This is a genomic window from Clostridium sp. JS66, assembly GCF_033561535.1.
Lineage (GTDB): Bacteria > Bacillota > Clostridia > Clostridiales > Clostridiaceae > Clostridium_AM > Clostridium_AM carboxidivorans.
On the sequence record NZ_CP131467.1, the window covers coordinates 5,766,013 to 5,787,992 of the forward strand.

Consider the following 21,980-nt stretch of genomic DNA (forward strand, 5'->3'; position numbering starts at 1 on the left):
TAGAGAATGGAAAATATACTTTCCCATTCCCCATTTAAATTTTTCTACTTATAAATATGGATTTTTTACTTTTCTATCCACAGAATGAAAACCTAAAGTTTTCACATTGTGCATATCTATTAAAGTTTTTATCTTATCTTCATCCTCTTTATTATACATTATAGAAATACCGCAGCAAGTTGAAAGTTGCCTAGGTGTTGGTACTATTGTATACTTTATTTTTTGTTCTTTCAACACTTTCTCCAATTTCATACCTTCTGTATGAGATGGAAATAGTATATAATATCTTATTTGCTGCATTTTGCTTACCCTCTTTTTAAATCATTTCAAGGAAAGCTTCTACTCTTGTTTTTATCTGTCCAGCATCTTCTGTTGAATAATCTGTCTCTATATGCATAACAGGTATATCTTTTTCTTTTAAAGCTTTCTCAACTGCTTTATGTTCAACTGCGTAAGTATGGCAGAAGGATAAATTAAAATCTATTACACCATCTACATCATATTCCTTTGAATATTTTATTATATCATCTATTCTGCCTGTGTTAGGAGTGAAACAAGCACAGTTTATATTTAAATATCTATCTGCTAAATTTTTAATTAAATCATCTATAGTTTCGCCTTCTTCTGATACTTCATTTTCAAAATATCTTGTACCTGTACAAGTTTCTTCCACTACTACTTGTGCATTTAATCCCTCGATTATAGAATGAAGTTTCCAGTTTGGCAATGCCATAGGAGTTCCTGTTATCATTAATCTTTTCTTTCCTTGATCTTTTAGATTCTTAACTCTTTCATCTAATTCATCACAAAGTTCATTTAGTTTTTCAACAAATCTATGAGGATCATCATAAAAAGCAATTTGAGATATTAAAAGACAATCCAATCCACTAATTGGCGATGGCTTGTACTTTCTTAAATCATATAATCTCTTTAGTGCTCTTCTTTTAGCATTAGCTGTTCTTATAGCTTCTTTAAGACTATCAACTGTAACTTTATTGCCTGTAAGTTCTTCAACTTTTGCAATAACATCTTTTATCTCACTACTCCATGCTGTATAGTCCTTAGCTCTTTTCATCTGTGGTAAATCCATAACATGTACTGGAACATAATCTTCTAATACTTCCCAAGCTTTTTTCTTACCATCACAAGTAGTTTCTCCTATTATCATATCACAAGATTGGAAGTATGGGCATGTACCACCAACTTTAGCTCCCATAAATGCTTTTATAAGAGGACACATATTTCTTGGTAAAACTTTTTCTCCATCTTCTATCCAAAATTGTGAACCTGCACAGAGTCCAACTCCAATAGCATTAGCTGCAAGTATTACTTCATCTGGTACAAATACGCAAAAAGTACCTATAACCTTTCCACCTTTTTTTCTATGTTCGTCTAATTCTTGTATTCTAAGTCCGTGTACTTCGGCAACAACAAAATTGAAATAATTCATACCTTCTGGTCGATCTTCTTGAGTTAAATATGTATCACCATAAAGTTCTGGTAATACAGCACATAATTTATCATGCTTTTCCAAATCTACTCCTAGGTTTGTCCATAATTCTCTATAATCTCCCACTATAACTACCTCCAACTAAATTTTTATACATACATATTAACACAACATATATTGAAAACGTTATTTTAATATTTAATAGTACCTACTTCATCTATAAGTTATTCTTTTTCAAAAATTAAATCATTTCTATAAAAGCGCCAATTCTAGTTTTAAGTTGTCCTATATCTGTTTGAGAGTAATCAGTTTCTATACTTAAATAAGGTATATTTTTTTCTTTTGTTACAAATTCTTTTATTGTATAAGTCTCTACATTATAAGTGTGGCATGCTTGAAGTATTACATCTACAACTCCATCAACCTGATATTCATCTATTAGATTAGATAATAATTCTATTCTATTATTATTTGGTGTCATACAAGAACAAGCTATATTTAAATACTTGCTTGTAAGTGCATCTATAGGATCAATGTTTTCATCTACTAAAAATCCTATATCTTTAACTCCTCCACAATTTTCGAAGCAAACAACCACTCCTCCATTTTGTTCTATTGTATTGATTATTTTATCAGTAGACTCACCTAAAGGACATCCCGTTACTAGTATTCTTTTTGCTGAACTAGATACTTTCTTTTCTCCTTTTTCATAAGCCTCTTTAATACTTTTTGTCATATCACTTATAGTTTTTATTTCCTCTTCCTTATCATAGCTAAAAGCTGCACCTCTAAGAACCTTTAATATATCTATACCTTCAATAGGAGGAGGAGTCATTTTTCCTAGTTCATAAAATTCCCTTAAAGTTTCCCTCTCTCTATTTTTCAATTTAATTGCATCCTTTAAATTTTGCTCAGTTATCTCTACATCAAATTTCTTTTCTAATTTTTCTTTTAGTTTAATAATTTCATTTTTCCAAAGCTTATAAGAATCTTCACCTTTTGTAGTCTGAGGCAACTGCATTACATGTACATCTTTTATCTTTCCAAGCATTTCATACATTTTTTTCTTTCCATCACAAGTAGTTTCTCCTACTATTAAATCTGAAAAATATGTGTAAGGACACTTTTCAGTTATAGCAAAACCATAACTGGATTTTATAAGAGGACACAAGTTTCTTGGTAAATGCTTTTCCGCATCAGGTATTGGCTCTTCACTAGTTCCACATATCCCTATTGGTATAGCTCCAGCTGCAGAAATTACCTCTTTTGGAGTAAAAGCACAAAACACACCTACAACTTTTTTTCCTTCATCCTTAAGATTTTTTATAGTTACAAAACCTTTTCTTCTCTTTTCCCCAAATTCATTTATTTTTTGTGGCAATTCATTCATTTTAAATCCTCCAATTTATACATTAAAATTATTGAAAGCAGTATCTTCCAATACATTGTGAAAACATACCATTATATAAACATTATCAATTTTATAATAGCATATATGCACTACTGCTACTCATTGGATTTATTTATAAATGTCCATATGTCTATAACGAATTCATATAGTTGATTAATACTATAACTTAAAAATTATTATTATATGCTAATAAATTTACAAAAATAAATATCAGCCAAAAGGCTGATATTTATTCAACAAATCTAACTTTATAAATTTAAGAGGATATTAATTTATTTTTTTATATTTATAACATATCCTTTATCTCTTAAGCTTTTTATTATACTTTCACCATGTTCTTGAGATTGAACTGTAATTTCAAATGATACATCAGCAGATTCAAGTCCTCTTTCATTCCAGTTGCTGTTTTGTCTTACTGTAACAACATTTCCTCCCATTGCTCCTACTTCAGATATTAAAGCTCCTAATGTTCCTGCTTTATCTTGAAGTTCTGCTTCAAATCTTATTCTTCTCTTTTCAAAAACTAATTCTCTTTCTATTATTTTAGCTGTAGTTGCTATGTCAGCATTTCCTCCACTAACTAGAGCAATAACATTTTTGCCTTCTATTCCATCTATTTTTTTAGCTAATAAAGCTGCCAAAGGTGCTGCTCCTGAGCCTTCAACTATTAGTTTATTTCTCTCCATTATTTGGAACATAGCATGAGCTATTTCATCTTCACTTATTGTAACTACTTCATCTACATATTTTTGAATGTATTTAAAGCATTCGTCTCCTACTGTACTAACTGATATACCATCAGCTAAAGATTTTGCTCCTGGTACAGTAGTAACTTTTCCTTTCTCTAGTGCAGCTTTTGCAGATGGTACTATTTCTGGTTCAACCCCTACTATTCTTATTGAAGGTTTTATTGATTTAGCTGCTACGGCAATACCAGATATTAATCCACCACCACCAATTGGAACTACTATAACATCAGCTTCAGGTAAATCTTCTAACATTTCAAGAGCTATGGTTCCTTGGCCTGCCATTACATCTATATCATTGAATGGTTCTAAAAATGTTGCTCCTGTTTCTTTTTGTACTTCTACAGCTTTATCATGACATTCATCATATACTTGACCTGCTTGAATAACTTCAGCACCATATCCTTTTGTTGCTGCTACTTTTGCTTGTGGTGCAGTTAATGGCATTACTATAGTAGATTTAACATTAAATGATGTTGCAGCGTAAGCAACTCCTTGAGCATGATTTCCTGCTGAAGAAGCTATAACTCCTCTTTTCTTTTCTTCTTCTGTTAAATTAACTAATTTGTTATATGCTCCTCTCAATTTGAAAGCACCAGTTTTCTGTTTATTTTCACACTTTAAGTATACATTACAATTACATTTTTTTGAGAAAGTACTTGTATGAAACATAGGTGTTTTTCTTACTACTTCCTTAATGTTTTCTTGAGCTTTTTTAATTCTTTCTAAATTTAATTCCATAACTTATTCCCCCTGCTTGTATAAATATTTTATATAATTCATCCATGTATGGATAATTTGTAGCATTTTTTATAATTTTTGAATTAAATATTGCATATATTTTTTATTAAAGCTTTTAAATTACACATTTTTGCTTTGTTGAAATATTTTACATTTTGTCTTTCTATCAAACGTTTACACTTGTTCGTTGTACGCAGATATACGCTTTTTTTAATAATTTCACTAGAATATGTGTAAAATTAATTTTATATTTTCTTAACGTCTGATTATATTTTATCACACTTAAACGTTTTCTACAATTATATTTTACTTCAAATTACATTTTTTTGCGAGATATTTTATAAATTTTGAATTTTTTATTTCACGTATAGAAAAAAATGTTTCATTTTCCTTTAAAAAATGCATTATTGCCCTAAAAACTGGATTTTAATTATTTTTCCCTACTATGATAAAAATCTAAATTATCACGTTACTAAAACTAAATATGATATTATGTGGAAATTACTACATTAATAAATACATTTAAGGTACCAAATGTATCAAGTATTTATATTGTGCCCACTATGGAGGTAATTATAAATCCCACGTAAATCCTTTATTTTAAACACTTAACCCACGTTCAATAATTAATTTATAAATGTAGGTATAGTTAATTTATTCAATGTATAAATAGGTTCGCTATTTTAAGCATGAAACAGTCTGCTAATTCACCGTAATTTTCCAATTTAATTTTAGAATAATATTTTACGATTTCATTAAAGAGTACTAGCATTCTTGTCGAATATATATATAGTATCCATCTTAATTGTTATTTTCGCTAAATATGAAGGATTTTAAGTTATTTTCAAAGATTTTATAATTTAGTTGTTATAATCAATTGTCCAAACACCATTTATAATTGATTACCTAAATACATATAAAAAATCGGATATGTGCAGCAAATTACAACGAAATTTTAAGGAGGTATAAATTATGCAGTGGTTTAAAAACTTAAAGTATATGCATCAAATTACAATAAAATTTTAAGGAGGTATAATTATGCAGTGGTTTAAAAATTTGAAGATGGCACAAAAATTAATATCTTCATTTATTCTAGTAGCATTATTCATTGGCGGAGTTGGATTTATTGGAGTACATAACATGAAGTTCATATATTCTAATGCTAATTCTATGCATGATTATAATCTTAAGTCAATAGAAACTCTAATGACTATGAAGCAAAATTATGCAGATATTCGATCAGATTTATTAAAAATTGTTTACCAACAAAACTTAAGTGATAAAAATAACTTAAAAAATGAAGTCAATGATTTAGTTGGTAAAAATGATATAAGTATAAGTAATTATGAAAATACACTATTATCTAATGAGGAAAAATCAACTTTTTCAAAACTAAAAGAGGATAGAAATACATATAAAAATGCTTTTAATATTGTACTAAAATTTGTTGACGAAAACAACTATAAAGATGCACAAGAAAAATTTTCTGATATTACTAAGGCAAGAACAAAAATTTATGAAGATATGGATAATTTAATAAAAATAAATTCTGATAAAGCAGATAAAGCAGATATTCAAAATGAGACTACATATAAATCATCTTTGATTATTACGACTATTATAATTGTTCTAGGCTTAATGGTTGCAATTATGCTTGGTTTATTTATAGCATTTATGATTTCAAAGGAAATTACTAAGGTTTTAGAGTTAGCAAAAGCTTTGGAAGATGGAGATTTAACTAAATCCATAGAAGTGGATAGAAACGATGAAATAGGAAATTTAGGAAAAGCCTTAAATAAAGCTTGTGAGCACATGAAAGATTTAATAAGTTCAATAATGAATAGTGCTGGAGATATAAGTGCTTCTAGTGAAGAGCTATCTGCAACTACTGAGGAAATTACATCTATGATGGAAGCTGCAAATGAATCCACTGAACAAATAGCGCAAGGTGCCCAAGAATTAAGTTCAACAACAGAAGGAGTAAATGCTTCCATGCAAGAGATTTCTAGTTCAACTAGTGAATTGTTAGCGAAATCAATAAGCGCACAAAATTCTTCAGACGAAATAACTAAACGTGCAGTTGAAATAAAAAATAAAGCAGCTAAAAATATAGAGGACGGAAATGCAATATATAAAGAAAAACACGATAATATTATAAAATCTATTGAGGATGGGAAAGTTGTTGAACAAGTTAAAATTATGGCTGATTCTATTGGAAATATAGCAGAACAAACAAATCTCCTTGCATTAAACGCTGCAATAGAAGCTGCTCGAGCTGGGGAACAAGGAAAAGGTTTTGCTGTAGTTGCAGATGAAGTGAGAGATTTGGCAGAACAATCTTCTCAAGCTGTATTAAACATACAAAACATGGTTTCTCAAGTAAAAAACGCCTTTGATTCTTTATCAAAAAGCGGACAAGATATATTAGATTATATATCAAATAATGTAAATCCTAACTATGAACTTCTTATGAATACAGGTATACAATATGAAAAAGATGCTGAATTTATAAAAAACATGGCCGAAGAAATTTCAGATTCTTCAAAACGAATGGATAACGCTGTAGGTAATATAAGCGGCTCAGCTGAAAATATATCAGCAACTTCAGAAGAATCAGCAGCTAGTTCAGAGGAGATAATGAGCAGTATAAATGAGATAACAAAGGCTGTAAGTGAGGTTTCTAAATCTGCTCAAAGTCAAGCTGAACTTGCACAAAAGCTTAATGAAATGGTTCATAAATTTAAAGTATAATTCTAGAAAATGCACATAGCTTTGTGTAAATTTGAATTGATATGATAAAGTTTATTTAGAAATTACTACTGATATATACATCAGTAGTAATTTTATATATTGTTTAAGCCTATCTTCAAACATTATGTTGAGTTGAGCCAATGTTAAAGACCAGAGTTCTGACTAGGTGAAGTCTACTTTTTCATAATCTGTTCTTTAGCTAAGTATAATGCCTTTACAAAAATAAAAGCAATTGATAAAATAAATGACCTTTTTTAATGTTGAATAAATCTTCATGAAAGACTTTGTAGGGAAAATTTAAAAATGCAAAAAATTAAAAAAGCACTAACCATAGTGCTTTTAATTCTTTCTGGTGCGCCCAGCAGGATTTGAACCCGCGGCCTCTGGATTCGAAGTCCATCACTCTATCCAACTGAGCTATGGGCGCTCATTAGGATATTTGTGCGTTTTACTTACTTCCAGGTCTCTGAATTAAAACTTAATATTTAAAACATAAAAACGCATATATTTGGAGCGGGTGAAGGGAATCGAACCCTCGTAACTAGCTTGGAAGGCTAGCACTCTACCATTGAGTTACACCCGCGTATTTGGAGCGGAAGACGAGATTCGAACTCGCGACGTTCACCTTGGCAAGGTGACGCTCTACCACTGAGCCACTCCCGCATAATTTATAAATACTGGTGCAGGTGAAGGGAGTCGAACCCCCACGCCGTTGGCGCTAGATCCTAAGTCTAGTGCGTCTGCCAATTCCGCCACACCTGCATGTATTTTTTAATTGTAGCTTATAAGTATCAAGTATTGCTTAAAAGTTTAACTTCTTTGCACCATACTTTATTACTTATTGGTGGCTTACCGGGGAATCGAACCCCGGACAACATGATTAAAAGTCATGTGCTCTACCAACTGAGCTAGTAAACCATATTTATGTTAAAGTGGGGTGGACGAAGGGACTCGAACCCTCGACAACCAGAACCACAATCTGGCGCTCTACCAACTGAACTACGTCCACCATAAAAAAATGGTGCGCCATCAGGGACTCGAACCCTGGGCACCCTGATTAAGAGTCAGGTGCTCTACCAACTGAGCTAATGGCACAAATATGTGGTGCGTCTTAAGGGATTCGAACCCCTGGCACACGGCTTAGAAGGCCGTTGCTCTATCCAACTGAGCTAAAAACGCATATATATGGAGCGGGTGAAGGGAATCGAACCCTCGTAACTAGCTTGGAAGGCTAGCACTCTACCATTGAGTTACACCCGCAAATATGTCTTTTTTAAATGGTCGGGGTGACAGGGATTGAACCTGCGACCTCATGGTCCCAAACCACGCGCGCTCCCATCTGCGCCACACCCCGGTGGGTTTATGGTGCGCCATCAGGGACTCGAACCCTGGGCACCCTGATTAAGAGTCAGGTGCTCTACCAACTGAGCTAATGGCACAAATTATGGTGCGTCTTAAGGGATTCGAACCCCTGGCACACGGCTTAGAAGGCCGTTGCTCTATCCAACTGAGCTAAAAACGCATATTTGGAGCGGGTGAAGGGAATCGAACCCTCGTAACTAGCTTGGAAGGCTAGCACTCTACCATTGAGTTACACCCGCATGTTTGGAGCGGAAGACGAGATTCGAACTCGCGACGTTCACCTTGGCAAGGTGACGCTCTACCACTGAGCCACTCCCGCAATTTTTGTTGATTCAGAATACATGGTGCAGGTGAAGGGAGTCGAACCCATACACCGTTAGGCGCTAGATCCTAAGTCTAGTGCGTCTGCCAATTCCGCCACACCTGCATGTATTTTTAAATTATATCTTATAAGTAATAGGTACTATTCAAAAGTTATTTCTTTTGAACTATACTTTATTATTTATTGGTGGCTTACCGGGGAATCGAACCCCGGACAACATGATTAAAAGTCATGTGCTCTACCAACTGAGCTAGTAAACCATATGGCTGGGATGGCAGGATTTGAACCTACGAATGTAGCAGTCAAAGTGCTATGCCTTACCGCTTGGCGACACCCCAATATTTATTACTTATTATATTTGTGGGGTGAACGAAGGGGCTCGAACCCTCGACAACCAGAACCACAATCTGGCGCTCTACCAACTGAACTACGTTCACCGCAATTTGGTGCGTCTTAAGGGATTCGAACCCCTGGCACACGGCTTAGAAGGCCGTTGCTCTATCCAACTGAGCTAAAAACGCATATTTGGAGCGGGTGAAGGGAATCGAACCCTCGTAACTAGCTTGGAAGGCTAGCACTCTACCATTGAGTTACACCCGCAAATTATCAAACATAATAGAAACTTATTAACTTTTTAACACTAAGCTTCTTGGTCGGGGTGACAGGGATTGAACCTGCGACCTCATGGTCCCAAACCACGCGCGCTCCCATCTGCGCCACACCCCGGTATTTCAGTGACTTAATCATTTAAATATATCTTTTCAATGGTCGGGGTGACAGGGATTGAACCTGCGACCTCATGGTCCCAAACCACGCGCGCTCCCATCTGCGCCACACCCCGACATTCAAGATTTATCTTGAATGTTCTTAGAAGTTGTTATCAACTCCCGACAACATAGATTATTCTACACGATATATTTGAATTCGTCAATACATATTTTAAAATTTTTTTAGTTTTTTTATTTAAACTCCCTTTATACCTGGATTAATCTTACCATCTTTTATCTCTATTATAGCTACACTATAAAACTCATCTCTTGGTACTGCAGGACTTCCTGGGTTTACAAACCATATACCATCCTCATAAGCAATTTGCGATACATGTGTATGTCCAAAAAGAACTATATCAGCTTCAATTTCTAAAGCTTTATACCTTATTCTGGACAAATCATATTTTACATCGTATCTGTGACCATGAGTTATAAACACTCTTTTATCTGCGATAACTTCTATTTTTTCACTAGGTATATCCACTGCAAAATCACAATTTCCTTTAACATTTATAATCTTACCCTTATAATACTTTTTTATTTCCTTAACATCTTGTACATTGTCTCCTAAGTGTACTAATACATCTACATCGCCTATCTTTTTCATGGCATTTTCAATAACCCATATATACCTATGAGTATCACTTATTACACCTATCTTCAACTTTTACTCATCCCCCATAAGATTTATAATTTCACGCTCCAATTCTTTGAGAGCATTGGCCCTATGACTTATGGAGTTTTTTAAATCAGAATTCATTTCTGCAAAAGTCATTTTATATTCTGGTATATAAAATACTGGATCATATCCAAATCCATTTGATCCCCTTTCTTCGTCTATTATTATTCCATCTATTTCTTCCTGAACCTTTATAACTTTACCTGTGTCCGATATTAGCACCATAGCACATACAAACTTTGCTTTTTTATCTTTATTATCTTTTTCTTTCAATAACCCTAAAAGCTTTTCATTATTTTTCTTATTATTTCCATGCTCACCTGCAAATCTTGCTGAATATACCCCTGGTGCTCCATCTAAACAATCAACCACAAGTCCTGAATCATCTGCTAATACCATTTCATTTTTTAAAATTTTATGTATCTCATTAGCCTTTTTATAGGAATTTTCCATAAAAGTAGTTCCATCTTCTTCAACATCAATATTTATATTTGCTTCTTTAAGAGACAAAACTTCTATAGAATATTTCGAAAGTATTTCTTTAATCTCTATTATTTTATTTTTATTGTTGCTTGCAACTATTAACTTTTTCATTTTCTCTCACCTGTTCCAATCCATAATGAATCCATCTTTAAACTTTCTTTTTCTATTTGAATTACATGATTTATTCCTTGTTCAGCTAACGAAAGAAGTTCACTTAAATCCTGTTTGGAAAATGGTTTTTCCTCTCCTGTGCCTTGTATTTCTATAAATTCTCCTGAATCTGTCATTACCACATTCATATCAACATTAGCTTTGGAATCTTCTTCATAACATAAATCTAACATCTTCACATTTCCTACAATTCCTACACTTATAGCACCTACAAAATCTCTCACTGGATATACATTAAAAGGAGTTTGTTTGTGCAGCTTATTTACTGCATCTACTAAAGCTATAAAAGCTCCTGAAATTGAAGCTGTCCTTGTTCCTCCATCTGCCTGTATAACATCACAATCTATCCATATTGTTTTTTCCCCTATTGATTTTAGATCTACTACAGACCTAAGTGCTCTTCCAATTATCCTCTGAATTTCCATAGTTCTTCCATCAATTTTTCCTCTATTGATATCCCTGACTTTTCTAACTTTAGTTGATCTAGGTATCATATTATATTCGCAAGTAATCCATCCTTCACCTTTGCCTTTCAAAAATGGAGGTACTTTATCCTCTATTGAAGCCGTACAAATTACTTTTGTATCTCCTGCTTCTATCAATACAGATCCTTCTGCATATTTAGTATAGTTTCTTGTAATTTTTGTATGTCTAATTTGATCATTTTTTCTACCATCTATTCTCAAATTTATCCCTCCAATGACACTTAATATAAATTACACAACAATCAAACTACATTATTCTTTCTTCTAATACAAACAATTCATCTCTTTCTGGAGGAAGCACTTCCTTCTCAATATTTCCTTCTATCAAAACGCCCTTCTGTTTAACAATTTTGCCTATTATAGATGCTTCTATACCTTGTTGTTTTAATACCTCTATCAGTTTATCTCCATTTTTAGTTGTTATAAGCATACTTCCAGAAGATATAAGTCTTAGAGGATCTATTGAATATTTTTTGCATATCTTTTCAGTTATATGACTTATAGGCATTTTTTCTTTATATACCTTAAATCCTAAATTGCTAGCTTTAGCGACCTCCCATAATGCACCTAAAACTCCACCTTCAGTTATATCATGCATTGAATTAACTCCAAATTTTCCCGCTATGACGCCCTCTCTTACTACACTTAAGCTGTTTAGATATGTTTTAGCCTCTGCTATTTCTTCATGTGTCAAAATGCCTTTAATTTTTTCCTCATAATCATTTACAACTATACCTGTTCCTTCAAGGCATAATAATTTAGTTACTATTATATCATCATTTTCTTTAGCTCCAGAAGTAGCAATGGACTTATCCTTTAGGCCCTTTCCTATGACAGTGCAGGATATCACCATTTTATTTACAGCTCTAGTTATTTCTGTGTGTCCTCCTAAAATTTCAACATTTAATTTTTTAGTTTCTTCTCCTATTTCCTTCATAACACTTTTTATATCTTCTAAAGAAGAACCCTCTGGTGCCAATATTGTCACTAATATTCCTAGTGGTTCTACTCCAGCAGATGCTATATCATTGCAATTTATATTTACTGCTAATTTTCCGGAATTTTTTTCTGCTCCAGTAATAGGATCTGTTGATACTACACACTCATATTCCCCAAAATCTATTACGCTGCAATCCTCTCCTATTCCACTTCTAATTCTAACATCATTTCTAATTGCTCCCCTAGAATCATCTATTATGTTTTTTAAATCATCCCAATTTAGTTTTCCCACTTTCATCAAAATTTCTTCCTTTCTATAAAAATAAATAAGCACTATTTCACACTCTACTTCATATTATTTATATAAGGATTAATTTATGGTAGGTGTATGTTTTGAAATATATTGGCCCATTTTTAAGAATTAATAAATTAAAAAAAGAAAACATAGAACATCAACTCTTTTTCTTAGCAAAAGAATCTTTAAATCAAATTGTACTACATTCTAAGTGTGGAGTATATACCCCCATTAAAGAACTTAAAATAAAAAGTTTATCTAGTTCTGATATTAACACATTTGGTAATGTTTCTCCACTTCTATGTCTATATAAGAAGGGGAATCCTAAAATTACGAATATTGATGATAACCTATGCTGGAATGCTGAAAGCTTTAAAAGAGAAATAAATGTTGATAGTAATGCATTTATGACTCTTTCTCTTCTTGAATTATGTAATTATTATAAACAATTTGAAGGTATTAATAACAAAAAATTTAACTTAGCTAAGCTTTATATGTGCATTTGTAAAAATCAACTTGATTTTTATGCCACCCATTTTAGAAATTCAGATGGCGTTTTTGTCGACAAAAAAGAAAGTAAGGATTCTTATAATGAAGAAGTAAGTTTTGAAGAAAAAAACAAAAAATTTAAGTTTTCATCACAAGCTTTATTTATGGATGCATATTATAGATATGCTTCTCTAAGTGATGATGACGAAAAAGTTTCCTATGAAAATTTTGCATTGGATATTCTTAATATGTTTATTGAATTTAAAGAAGATATATATGCGCTTTCTCTTGATGAAATATTAAAATTAACTTTAAGCTTAAATATTTTTTATGGTTATTCAAAAAATAAACAATGCAAATTACTTTTACTAGATTTATGCGAATTGATATATGACAGGTTTAATAATACTAATACTCCTCTTATATCTTACGATGATAAACTAGAATATGACTGTCTAAAATATATAAACTTCTTCCTTTTCTATAAAAACACAGGAATTATAAAGTTCAAGGAAGATGCTGAAAAGGTTCATAACAAGCTTTTAAATCTTTATGATCCTGAAAAAGGCATTTTTATAAAACATACTGAAAAGAAAGATATAACATTTTCTTGTATTGAAATATCATTATATTTGCTTGTATGCCTAATTCACGAAAACATAAGCAAAGAACAAAGCGACAATAATTTGGTTATATTAGATGTATTTAAACGCCAGCTTATTGATTCAGGTATTATATTAAGCTGGCCAGATATTCCTGATTTAAATGATATAGAAAGATATAAAAACTATACTCTAAAATCTGAAGATTTAATAGATGAACAGTACTTTAGAACATCTTCATTACCTACTCCAGAAAGCTGTGAAATTACTTCAGTATTTGTAAAGCATGTTGTTTACAGTAGAAAGAAAGAAACCTTTGAGCCATCTAAAACTTCTTTTGATAGTTACAAAAACATGGTTATATTCTTTCTTATTATATATCTCCTAAAATCCTAAGATATATAATTTGGAGACTATTCAAAAAAACAAAGGCCATGTAAATAAGAAAGAAAACTTTCTTATTTACATGGTTTTTATTTATGAAAAATATTAATTTTTTATGCTTCAGTTACTATCTCTAAATTATGAAAATCCAGATTACCCCTTTGATTTATAGAAACACCTTTTATATTATATTTTTTACAAATTAATATCTTATTAAAATACATCGGTATAACAGGCAACTCTTCCATTAATATGTCTTCAGCTGTCCTTAATTCAGCTATTTTTTTACTTCCATCACTTTCTATCCTCGCCTTTACCACCATATTATCAAATACTATATTGCTGTATCCATAAACATTATTTTTAGAAGATGATTGCCATTGTTCTAAGAATGATAGTGGATAATTATATGCAGCCTCATATTGTATTTTTGCCATATCATAATCGCCTTTTTTTATCTCATCTTTTAATTCTTCTGTACTATAGCCTTCACATTCCACCTTTATTTGCAAGTTATCTCTTAGATTTTTAGCTATATTTTCACATACTTTTTTGTTTTCTACTGTATCCAAATAAATTATTTTCAATGGATCTGAATCTTTATTATATTTACTATTTTTAATGAAATTTACAGCCTTATCCTTTTGTATACTGGCTGAGAAAAATTCCTTGTTTATGTAAACTCCATTAATACCATTACTTACTCCTTGCGGTATAAATGATAATCCTGATTTTGCTGAATCATTCAGTATATTTTTTGATATAGCATTTCTATCTATACATTCAGATACTGCTTTTCTAAAATTCACATCTTTCACTATAGTATCCCTTTTTAAGTTGAAAACTAAAGCTCCTGCAGAAAGTGACTGTTGTTCTATAATACTACCCTTATTCATAAGATTTTTAACTTCACTTATTGGCGGATTTGTAAATAAATTAATTTTAGAATTTTGAAAAGCTGCTAATGACGCTTCACTGCCATCATTAAAGGTTATACATATCTTATCGCTTTTAACACTATCTTTATTCCAATAATTCTTGTTCTTTATCAACATCATTTCATTATTATTTTTAAAATCACTTATTGTAAAATATCCAGAATACAATATGTTTTTATAACTTTTACTCCAATCTTTTAAGTTAGCATCTATTTTCCTTATTCCATATATAGGTTGTGCCAATAAATTTAAAAAATAGCAACATGGATAATTCAATCTTATTTCTAAACTTTTTTTATCCAGTGCTCTAATTGCTACGTTACTGAAATCAGTTTTTCCACTTCTATAATTTTCAGCTCCAAATATACAATAAAGCTGTTCTGCATATATATTTTCAACATCCTTGCTCAAAATTTCTTTAAAAAAATCCACAAAATCTTCTGCTGTAATATAAGTACCATCACTCCATTTTGCATTATCCTTTATTTTAAAGGTATAACAAGTTTCATCCTTACTTAAAGTCCAACTTTGTGCTATTGCTGGAATTATCTTTCCAGTATCATCAACTCTTACAAGTCCTTCAAATAAATTGTTTAGTAAATCCTGTTGTCTTATATTAGAATCATCAAGCATGAATAAATCTTTTGGTATTTTTCCAATATTATATACTATATAATTTCTTATCTGTTCGCTTTTACTGGTTTGTACATCCTTTTCAACACACCCATTAAAAAACATAAAACTTATAATTAGCAAACAGCAAATAATTTTCTTCATATAGCATCTCCCTTACATAACAATATATCTAAATTATTAGCAGTTATACAAAAAAATAAACAAAACTCATATAATAAGTTTTGTTTATTTTTTTAATTTTTATGGTAGGTATTGTAAAAAACTTAATTTATCAATATTAGGTTGCTTTTTTATAAATCTTTTTACATCTATCTTTTTAACTTTCTTATGTAAATTATCATATATGTGTTTTTCAAAAAAGCCTGTAGTAATATAAATACCTCTTTCTATTTCATAGTTTTCCAAATAATTTATAAATCCTTCATAATCATTTTTCGTTATAATATCTTTTTTGTGGTACTTTAGCAAAATCTCTTTTTCTTTTCCAATAAGATCTATAAGTAATGTATGTGAATCTTTTAAAATCATTTCATATTGTATATTATAATTCCAACAACTTTTAGTAATATTATCTGATATTTCATTAATACTTACCTTTTTCAATTTCATCTTATAAAATTCTGTTTTTTGTCCAGTGAAACATGGTTTGTGAAATAAGTTATTCACACTTCCCCCTCCGAAAATAACTAAGTATTAATTCATTATATGATTGTATAAACATTTTTGACACAAGTCACATTTAGCATTTAACTTTCATATTATAATATTGTGAATAAAGAATTTTTAAAAGATAAGAAATATAAAAAAGGCAACCTTATAAAAAGATTGCCTAATGAATTATTGAATTTAAATTAATTTTAGTAAACTTTCATAAATATAAAAAAGATAGTTCCAATTGCAATTAGTACACAAGTTATAGGACATACAATATCATTTCGATTAGCTTTAAAATCAAACATTTTTGCAGCCCAAATGAGCATAGTGAAAAATATGCACCATTGCATAGTGTAATAACTGTTAAAATACTTTACATATGTAAATTGATATGTAGTAAGGAGTGTTAATACTAATGTAAGAATAGTTAAACAAACCCCTATCCACCCTAGTAGATTTATAGTTTTTTTCATTTTCTCTCCTCCACATATAGTACAATTATGTACAAGCTAAACCATTTTTATCATAAACCTTTTTCAGTATTTTGTAAATAGCCAAGGAAAACGTTCACCATTATTTTACAATTCACTTAACATTTTCTCAAACTCTTCTTCATTTATAACTTTCACACCAAGTTCTAAGGCCTTATCATATTTGGAACCAGCCTCTTTTCCCGCTAAAACATAATCTGTCTTTTTACTTACACTTCCTGATACTTTTGCTCCAACTGATTGCAATTTTTCTTTTATAGTAGTTCTAGTGTAATTTTCCAAACTTCCAGTTACAACTACAGTTTTATCACTAAATAAACTTTTTGATACTTCCTCTTCCTCAAAGATTGGTTTTACTCCTAATTCTAAAAGTTCATTTATACTATTTATTATTTTGTCTTCATTAAAAAATTCTATTATACTTTTCGCAACAATTTCTCCTACATCCTGAATTGATACAAGTTCTTCCTCACTACTTTGTATTATATTATCTAAGGATTTAAAATTCTTAACCAAATCTGTAGCAGTTTTCTTCCCTATATTAGGTATTCCTAATGCATATATGAAAGATGCCAAACTACAATTTTTACTCTTTTCTATAGCATTTACAAGATTTTGAGCCTTTTTTTCAGCAAACTTATCCAGCTGCATTAAATCCTCTTTTTTTATTCTATATAAATCAGGTATAGATTTTATTTCAAGTTTTTCAAAAAGCTGCTCAGCGGTTTTTTCACTAAAACCTTCTATGTTCATTGCTTCCCTGCTTCCAAAATGCACTATACTTTTTACCATTTGTGGTTTACATGATAAAGTATTATCGCAAAAATAATGAACACCATCTTGTACTAGCTCACTACCACAGTAAGGACACTTTTCTGGTGCTTGTATTTCTATACTTCCTTCTAATGTATCCTGAACCACTCCCATTATCTCTGGGATTACATCATTAGATCTTCTTACAAAAACACTACATCCAATTCTAACTTCTTTTCTTTTTATGTCATCCATATTATTAAGCGTAGCTCTCTTTACTGTAACCCCAGCTAACTCTACTGGTTCTAATATTGCTGTAGGTGTAACTCTTCCACTTCTTCCTACATTCCATTCTACATCCAGAAGCTTTGTGGTAGCTTCCTCTGCTTCAAATTTATATGCAATTGCCCACTTAGGAAATTTTATGGTATATCCAAGAATCTCCCTTGTTTTCATATCGTTAATAGCAATTACTACTCCATCTATATCATAATTTAATTCAGATCTTATTTCCTCTACATACTTTAGTTCATTCTCTATTTCTTCTATACTGCTGCAAATTTTAATATAATTATCTAAAGGAAATCCCATATCCTTTATAAAATTCATCATCTCAAAATATGTCTTAAAAGGAGCACCTTCATTATAACCAACATCATAAAAGAAAGCTGAAAGTTTTCTTCTAGCTGTTTCCTTTATATTTAAATTTCTTAAAGCACCTGCTGCTCCATTTCTCAAATTTTTAAGAGGTACAGCTGCGGCCTTATTATATTCTTCAAAAGCTTCTCGAGTCATTATAGCCTCACCATGAACTTCTATAACATTACTATTATTTATTTTTAAAGGTAGTGACATTATAGTTCTCGCTTGTGCAGTTATGTCTTCACCCACTTCACCTGTTCCTCTTGTAGCTGCTTTTATAAGAATTCCATTATCATCATAAGTACAGTTTATAGTAAGCCCATCAAACTTCTTAGTAATAACATATTCAAGTTGTGGCAATTTTTCCTCATGAGTAGAATTATAATCATCTACAGCCTTCTTATTTCTTATATGCCAATCTATAATCCCTTGAACAGTTTGTGACTTGTCTAAGCTCCACAACTTACCTTTATGAGTATATTTCTGAAACTCTTTTAATATATTGTCTCCAACCCTTTGTGTAGGTGAATAGGGCAATATTATTCCTGTTTCTTTTTCAAGTTTTAACAATTCATCGTATTTTAAATCATACTCTTTATCTGAAACACTTGGATTATCTAAAAGATAATATTCCTGTGCATATTTATTTAACTCCTCAACTAATTTTTCAATTTGTTTCTTTTTAGTATCAATTGTACTCATATTTTATAACTGCCCCCTTATACAAATTCTAGTGATGCTACTCCATACATTAAATTTTTAATTCCAGCCTTATCAAAAACTATGGTAAGCTTTGTGTATTCTCCGCTTTTTGAAACACCTACAATAGTTCCTATTCCAAACTTATCGTGCTTAACTTTTAATCCTGCCTTAATATCTTCAATTTTTAATGAGTTAGCATTCTCTTTATTTTTATTTAAACTAGATTCACCAAAGGAAGACGACATAGTATTATTTACACTTCTATTTATATGACTAGTTACACTATTAGTTATAGTAGTACTTCTATTGCTGTATGTACTAAAGCTTTTTGATTTAATAGGATTTCTCGCTGCCATATTGTCATTTTCTCTTAAATCCTTAGATATTTCTCCTATAAAGTCGGACTCAGAATAAGATACAGTTCTTCCAAAAACTCTTCTTTGCTCTGCTGATGTCATATATAATTGCTCTTTTGCCCTAGTTATACCAACATAACAAAGTCTTCTTGATTCCTCCATTTCACTAAAATCATTTAATGATTGACTTCCTGGAAATATACCATTTTCCATACCAACCATAAATACTACTGGAAACTCCAAACCTTTAGCACTATGTACAGTCATCATAACTACAGTATCTGCATCTTCATTAAAATTATCTATATCAGAAACTAAAGTAACTTTTTCTAAAAATGCTGATAATGATTTATCTTCTGAGGTACTTTCAAATTCCACTGCAGCTGACACCAATTCTTTCAAATTTTCAATTCTACTTAATGCATCCACATCCTGAGAGTCCTTTAATTCTTCTAAGTAACCTGTAGTATCCAATATTTCTTTTATAAGACTTGAAACAGCTATTTCATCTTTACTTCTTATAAAGCTATTTATAAGACTTACAAATTTTTTTATGGATGCAGTTCCTCTTGTAGGTATACTTGGTACCTGCTCTATATCAAGAAGTACACTGTACATACATTCTTCCATAGAATTTGCAAATTCTTGAACCTTTTTTACAGTAGCATCACCTATGCTTCTTTTAGGTACATTTATTATTCTTCTTAAGCTCACATCATCAAGAGGATTATTTACAAATTTTAAGTAGGCTAATATATCCTTTATTTCTTTTCTATCATAAAACTTTAGTCCTCCAATTATCCTATATGGTATATTGGATTTCATAAAGACATCTTCAAAAGTACGGGACTGTGCATTTGTCCTATAGAGTACAGCAAAATCTTTATATTTTTTGTTATTATCCTTAGTAATTTTTCTTATTTGTGAAGCTACATAATTTGCTTCTTCCATGTCAGAATAAGCTCTATATATTTTTATTCTTTCTCCATCCTCATTTTCTGTTCTAAGAACTTTACGTTTTCTTTCTGCATTATTTTTTATAACATCATTAGCAGCTTTTAATATATTTCCTTTGGATCTATAATTTTGCTCTAATTTTATAACCTTTGCTTCAGGATAGTCCTTTTCAAACCCTAATATATTTTTTATATCTGCACCTCTCCAAGCATAAATGCACTGATCATCATCTCCAACTACACATATATTTCTATGTTTAGTTGCTAGAAGTTTTACCAATTCATATTGTGATTTATTCGTATCTTGATACTCATCTACCATAACATATTGGAATTTTCTTTGATAAAAATCTAAAACTTCTTCATTTTTCTTGAATAATTCTACAGTTTTATAGATTAAATCATCAAAATCCAAAGCATTATTACTCTTTAATTTCTTCTGGTATAACACATATGCATCTGCAATTTTATTTAATCTATAATTACCTTCATTTTCTTTTTTATATCTATCTGGTGATATTAAATTGTCTTTTTGTTCTCCTATTTTATTTATTATTTCTCTATCTGTTATGTCCTTATCATTTATGTTTAACTCGTCCATACATTGCTTTATTAATATTTTTTGATCATAAGTATCATATATAGCAAAGTTCTTATTATAACCTAATTTATCTATTTCTCTTCTTAATATTCTTACGCAGCTTGAATGGAAAGTGGAAACCCACATATTGTCTGCTTCATTTCCTACCAAACTTCTTACTCTATCCTTCATCTCACCAGCAGCTTTATTTGTAAAAGTTATGGCCAAAATTTTTGAAGGATATATGTTTAAATCATTTATCATATGAGCTATTCTATAAGTTAACACCCTTGTCTTTCCTGAACCTGCTCCTGCCAAAATTAATAGCGGTCCGTTTACCTGTACAGCCGCCTCATATTGTTCTTTATTTAAAAGCATTTTTAAATCCATACCATCCACTCCCTGGTTTTTTACTATGTTTAATATTATATCATTTTTAGCACTGATTTAATCATCACTAACATAAAAAATGTGTTGATTTAAATCAACACATTTATTCTTAAAATACTTAACCCAAACTATCTATTGTTACTATCTTCACTTAACCTATCTAAAACTACTTTATATCCTTCACTTCCATAATTTAAGCATCTATTCACTCTACTTATGGTGGCAGTGCTTGCCCCTGTAGTTGCTGCAATATCCAAATATGTTCTTTTATTTCTTAGCATCTTAGCTACTTGAAGTCTTTGCTCTAAAGCCTTTATTTCATTTATAGTACATATATCATCAAAAAACCTATAACATTCTTCTTTTGTTTTTAAACTTAATACAGCCTCGCATAAAAAATCCATTTCCTCACTTGCTAATTTGGATTTATATTCTTCCATGAGTTCCACACTCCTTATTTATCTACATTTTAATCGTTATATGTTTCATATAATTTTATCACGATTTAACGTATTAATCTATAAAATTAAAGTAATTTTACAAAAATAAATTTTTTTATTTATTTTGGTAGGTAAACATGAATTTTATATAACATAATACAAAAAACACTGAAAATAAAAGCAGCCCATTGGGGCATGGGCTGCCTGCTCATAAATAAAAAGGGGGCTATTTATCCTTATTATTTATCCTTGCATCCTATATTATATTAAAATTCTTTATAAATTTCAAGTTATTTTTGAAAATTTCATTGGTAAAAATTGATTTTTTTGGTTCATAGCATTGCACTTAATGATAATATGTG

The 21,980-nt window shown here is 30.7% G+C and carries 16 protein-coding genes and 22 tRNA genes; 2 read left to right on the top strand and 36 right to left on the bottom strand.

The annotated features are described in order from the left end of the window. Window positions 1–48 precede the first annotated feature (48 nt). The 4 genes from Q6H37_RS26740 to ilvA form a co-directional block, all read right to left on the bottom strand. Complete coding sequence (locus Q6H37_RS26740) at window positions 49–300, bottom strand: DUF3343 domain-containing protein (protein WP_318737928.1); 252 nt, start codon at window positions 298–300, stop codon at window positions 49–51. A 16-nt stretch (window positions 301–316) separates the two neighbouring features. Beyond that, window positions 317–1,576, bottom strand: coding sequence for a double-cubane-cluster-containing anaerobic reductase (locus Q6H37_RS26745; protein WP_318737929.1), 1,260 nt, complete (start codon window positions 1,574–1,576; stop codon window positions 317–319). Between the two features lie 115 nt (window positions 1,577–1,691). After that, a complete protein-coding gene (locus tag Q6H37_RS26750) occupies window positions 1,692–2,840 on the bottom strand; it encodes a double-cubane-cluster-containing anaerobic reductase (protein WP_318737930.1) in 1,149 nt (382 codons plus the stop codon). A 293-nt stretch (window positions 2,841–3,133) separates the two neighbouring features. Further along, on the bottom strand, window positions 3,134–4,348 hold the full coding sequence (gene ilvA, locus Q6H37_RS26755) for a threonine ammonia-lyase (protein ID WP_318737931.1): 1,215 nt from the start codon (window positions 4,346–4,348) through the stop codon (window positions 3,134–3,136). 1,038 nt (window positions 4,349–5,386) lie between these two features. On the opposite strand from ilvA, the gene Q6H37_RS26760 reads away from it, so the two are divergent. After that, entirely contained in the window at window positions 5,387–7,099 is a 1,713-nt protein-coding gene (locus tag Q6H37_RS26760) for a methyl-accepting chemotaxis protein (protein ID WP_318737932.1), read from the top strand. 350 nt (window positions 7,100–7,449) lie between these two features. Here the strand turns inward: Q6H37_RS26760 and Q6H37_RS26765 are convergent. The 26 genes from Q6H37_RS26765 to Q6H37_RS26890 form a co-directional block, all read right to left on the bottom strand. After that, a tRNA-Arg gene (locus tag Q6H37_RS26765) sits at window positions 7,450–7,526 on the bottom strand. A gap of 82 nt (window positions 7,527–7,608) precedes the next feature. Beyond that, window positions 7,609–7,682: transfer RNA gene (locus tag Q6H37_RS26770), tRNA-Gly, on the bottom strand. Window positions 7,683–7,687: 5 nt separating this feature from the next. Next, window positions 7,688–7,762, bottom strand: a tRNA-Gly gene (locus Q6H37_RS26775). Between the two features lie 15 nt (window positions 7,763–7,777). Next, window positions 7,778–7,861, bottom strand: a tRNA-Leu gene (locus tag Q6H37_RS26780). 80 nt (window positions 7,862–7,941) lie between these two features. Next, window positions 7,942–8,017 (bottom strand) — tRNA-Lys (locus tag Q6H37_RS26785). Between the two features lie 15 nt (window positions 8,018–8,032). Beyond that, window positions 8,033–8,108, bottom strand: a tRNA-His gene (locus Q6H37_RS26790). Window positions 8,109–8,118: 10 nt separating this feature from the next. Next, window positions 8,119–8,194: transfer RNA gene (locus tag Q6H37_RS26795), tRNA-Lys, on the bottom strand. 7 nt (window positions 8,195–8,201) lie between these two features. Beyond that, window positions 8,202–8,278 (bottom strand) — tRNA-Arg (locus Q6H37_RS26800). Window positions 8,279–8,285: 7 nt separating this feature from the next. Further along, window positions 8,286–8,359: transfer RNA gene (locus Q6H37_RS26805), tRNA-Gly, on the bottom strand. Between the two features lie 18 nt (window positions 8,360–8,377). Next, window positions 8,378–8,453: transfer RNA gene (locus Q6H37_RS26810), tRNA-Pro, on the bottom strand. Window positions 8,454–8,462: 9 nt separating this feature from the next. Continuing rightward, a tRNA-Lys gene (locus tag Q6H37_RS26815) sits at window positions 8,463–8,538 on the bottom strand. 6 nt (window positions 8,539–8,544) lie between these two features. Next, window positions 8,545–8,621, bottom strand: a tRNA-Arg gene (locus Q6H37_RS26820). A gap of 5 nt (window positions 8,622–8,626) precedes the next feature. After that, window positions 8,627–8,700 (bottom strand) — tRNA-Gly (locus Q6H37_RS26825). A gap of 5 nt (window positions 8,701–8,705) precedes the next feature. Continuing rightward, window positions 8,706–8,780 (bottom strand) — tRNA-Gly (locus tag Q6H37_RS26830). Between the two features lie 23 nt (window positions 8,781–8,803). Then, window positions 8,804–8,888: transfer RNA gene (locus Q6H37_RS26835), tRNA-Leu, on the bottom strand. Between the two features lie 79 nt (window positions 8,889–8,967). Further along, window positions 8,968–9,043, bottom strand: a tRNA-Lys gene (locus Q6H37_RS26840). A 3-nt stretch (window positions 9,044–9,046) separates the two neighbouring features. After that, window positions 9,047–9,121: transfer RNA gene (locus Q6H37_RS26845), tRNA-Gln, on the bottom strand. A gap of 23 nt (window positions 9,122–9,144) precedes the next feature. Further along, a tRNA-His gene (locus tag Q6H37_RS26850) sits at window positions 9,145–9,220 on the bottom strand. A gap of 7 nt (window positions 9,221–9,227) precedes the next feature. Next, a tRNA-Arg gene (locus tag Q6H37_RS26855) sits at window positions 9,228–9,304 on the bottom strand. A gap of 5 nt (window positions 9,305–9,309) precedes the next feature. Further along, window positions 9,310–9,383: transfer RNA gene (locus Q6H37_RS26860), tRNA-Gly, on the bottom strand. A 50-nt stretch (window positions 9,384–9,433) separates the two neighbouring features. Beyond that, window positions 9,434–9,509: transfer RNA gene (locus Q6H37_RS26865), tRNA-Pro, on the bottom strand. A 39-nt stretch (window positions 9,510–9,548) separates the two neighbouring features. Beyond that, window positions 9,549–9,624 (bottom strand) — tRNA-Pro (locus Q6H37_RS26870). Window positions 9,625–9,746: 122 nt separating this feature from the next. Next, window positions 9,747–10,217: a metallophosphoesterase gene (locus Q6H37_RS26875; RefSeq protein ID WP_318737933.1), complete on the bottom strand. Its 471-nt coding sequence runs from the start codon at window positions 10,215–10,217 to the stop codon at window positions 9,747–9,749. Between the two features lie 3 nt (window positions 10,218–10,220). After that, complete coding sequence (locus Q6H37_RS26880) at window positions 10,221–10,826, bottom strand: XTP/dITP diphosphatase (RefSeq protein ID WP_318737934.1); 606 nt, start codon at window positions 10,824–10,826, stop codon at window positions 10,221–10,223. Further along, window positions 10,823–11,572, bottom strand: coding sequence for a ribonuclease PH (rph, locus tag Q6H37_RS26885; RefSeq protein WP_007064103.1), 750 nt, complete (start codon window positions 11,570–11,572; stop codon window positions 10,823–10,825). Before rph ends, Q6H37_RS26880 begins: the two co-directional genes overlap by 4 nt. 46 nt (window positions 11,573–11,618) lie before the next feature. Then, window positions 11,619–12,608, bottom strand: coding sequence for an AIR synthase family protein (locus Q6H37_RS26890; RefSeq protein ID WP_318737935.1), 990 nt, complete (start codon window positions 12,606–12,608; stop codon window positions 11,619–11,621). An 86-nt stretch (window positions 12,609–12,694) separates the two neighbouring features. On the opposite strand from Q6H37_RS26890, the gene Q6H37_RS26895 reads away from it, so the two are divergent. Further along, window positions 12,695–14,092, top strand: a complete 1,398-nt coding sequence (locus Q6H37_RS26895) for a hypothetical protein (RefSeq protein WP_318737936.1) — start codon at window positions 12,695–12,697, stop codon at window positions 14,090–14,092. Window positions 14,093–14,193: 101 nt separating this feature from the next. Here the strand turns inward: Q6H37_RS26895 and Q6H37_RS26900 are convergent, their stop codons facing one another. The 6 genes from Q6H37_RS26900 to Q6H37_RS26925 all read right to left on the bottom strand — a co-directional run bounded on the left by Q6H37_RS26900 (window position 14,194) and on the right by Q6H37_RS26925 (window position 21,618). Next, complete coding sequence (locus Q6H37_RS26900) at window positions 14,194–15,795, bottom strand: peptide ABC transporter substrate-binding protein (RefSeq protein ID WP_318737937.1); 1,602 nt, start codon at window positions 15,793–15,795, stop codon at window positions 14,194–14,196. A 99-nt stretch (window positions 15,796–15,894) separates the two neighbouring features. Beyond that, on the bottom strand, window positions 15,895–16,320 hold the full coding sequence (locus Q6H37_RS26905; protein WP_318737938.1) for a hypothetical protein: 426 nt from the start codon (window positions 16,318–16,320) through the stop codon (window positions 15,895–15,897). Between the two features lie 191 nt (window positions 16,321–16,511). Further along, entirely contained in the window at window positions 16,512–16,781 is a 270-nt protein-coding gene (locus tag Q6H37_RS26910) for a hypothetical protein (protein ID WP_318737939.1), read from the bottom strand. 105 nt (window positions 16,782–16,886) lie between these two features. Continuing rightward, window positions 16,887–18,896 carry an NAD-dependent DNA ligase LigA gene (gene ligA, locus Q6H37_RS26915; protein WP_412523891.1) on the bottom strand — a complete coding sequence of 670 codons (2,010 nt, stop codon included), beginning with the start codon at window positions 18,894–18,896 and terminating at the stop codon, window positions 16,887–16,889. Window positions 18,897–18,913: 17 nt separating this feature from the next. Then, complete coding sequence (pcrA, locus tag Q6H37_RS26920; protein ID WP_318737940.1) at window positions 18,914–21,178, bottom strand: DNA helicase PcrA; 2,265 nt, start codon at window positions 21,176–21,178, stop codon at window positions 18,914–18,916. Window positions 21,179–21,306: 128 nt separating this feature from the next. Continuing rightward, window positions 21,307–21,618, bottom strand: a complete 312-nt coding sequence (locus Q6H37_RS26925; RefSeq protein WP_318737941.1) for a YerC/YecD family TrpR-related protein — start codon at window positions 21,616–21,618, stop codon at window positions 21,307–21,309. Window positions 21,619–21,980: the final 362 nt, after the last annotated feature.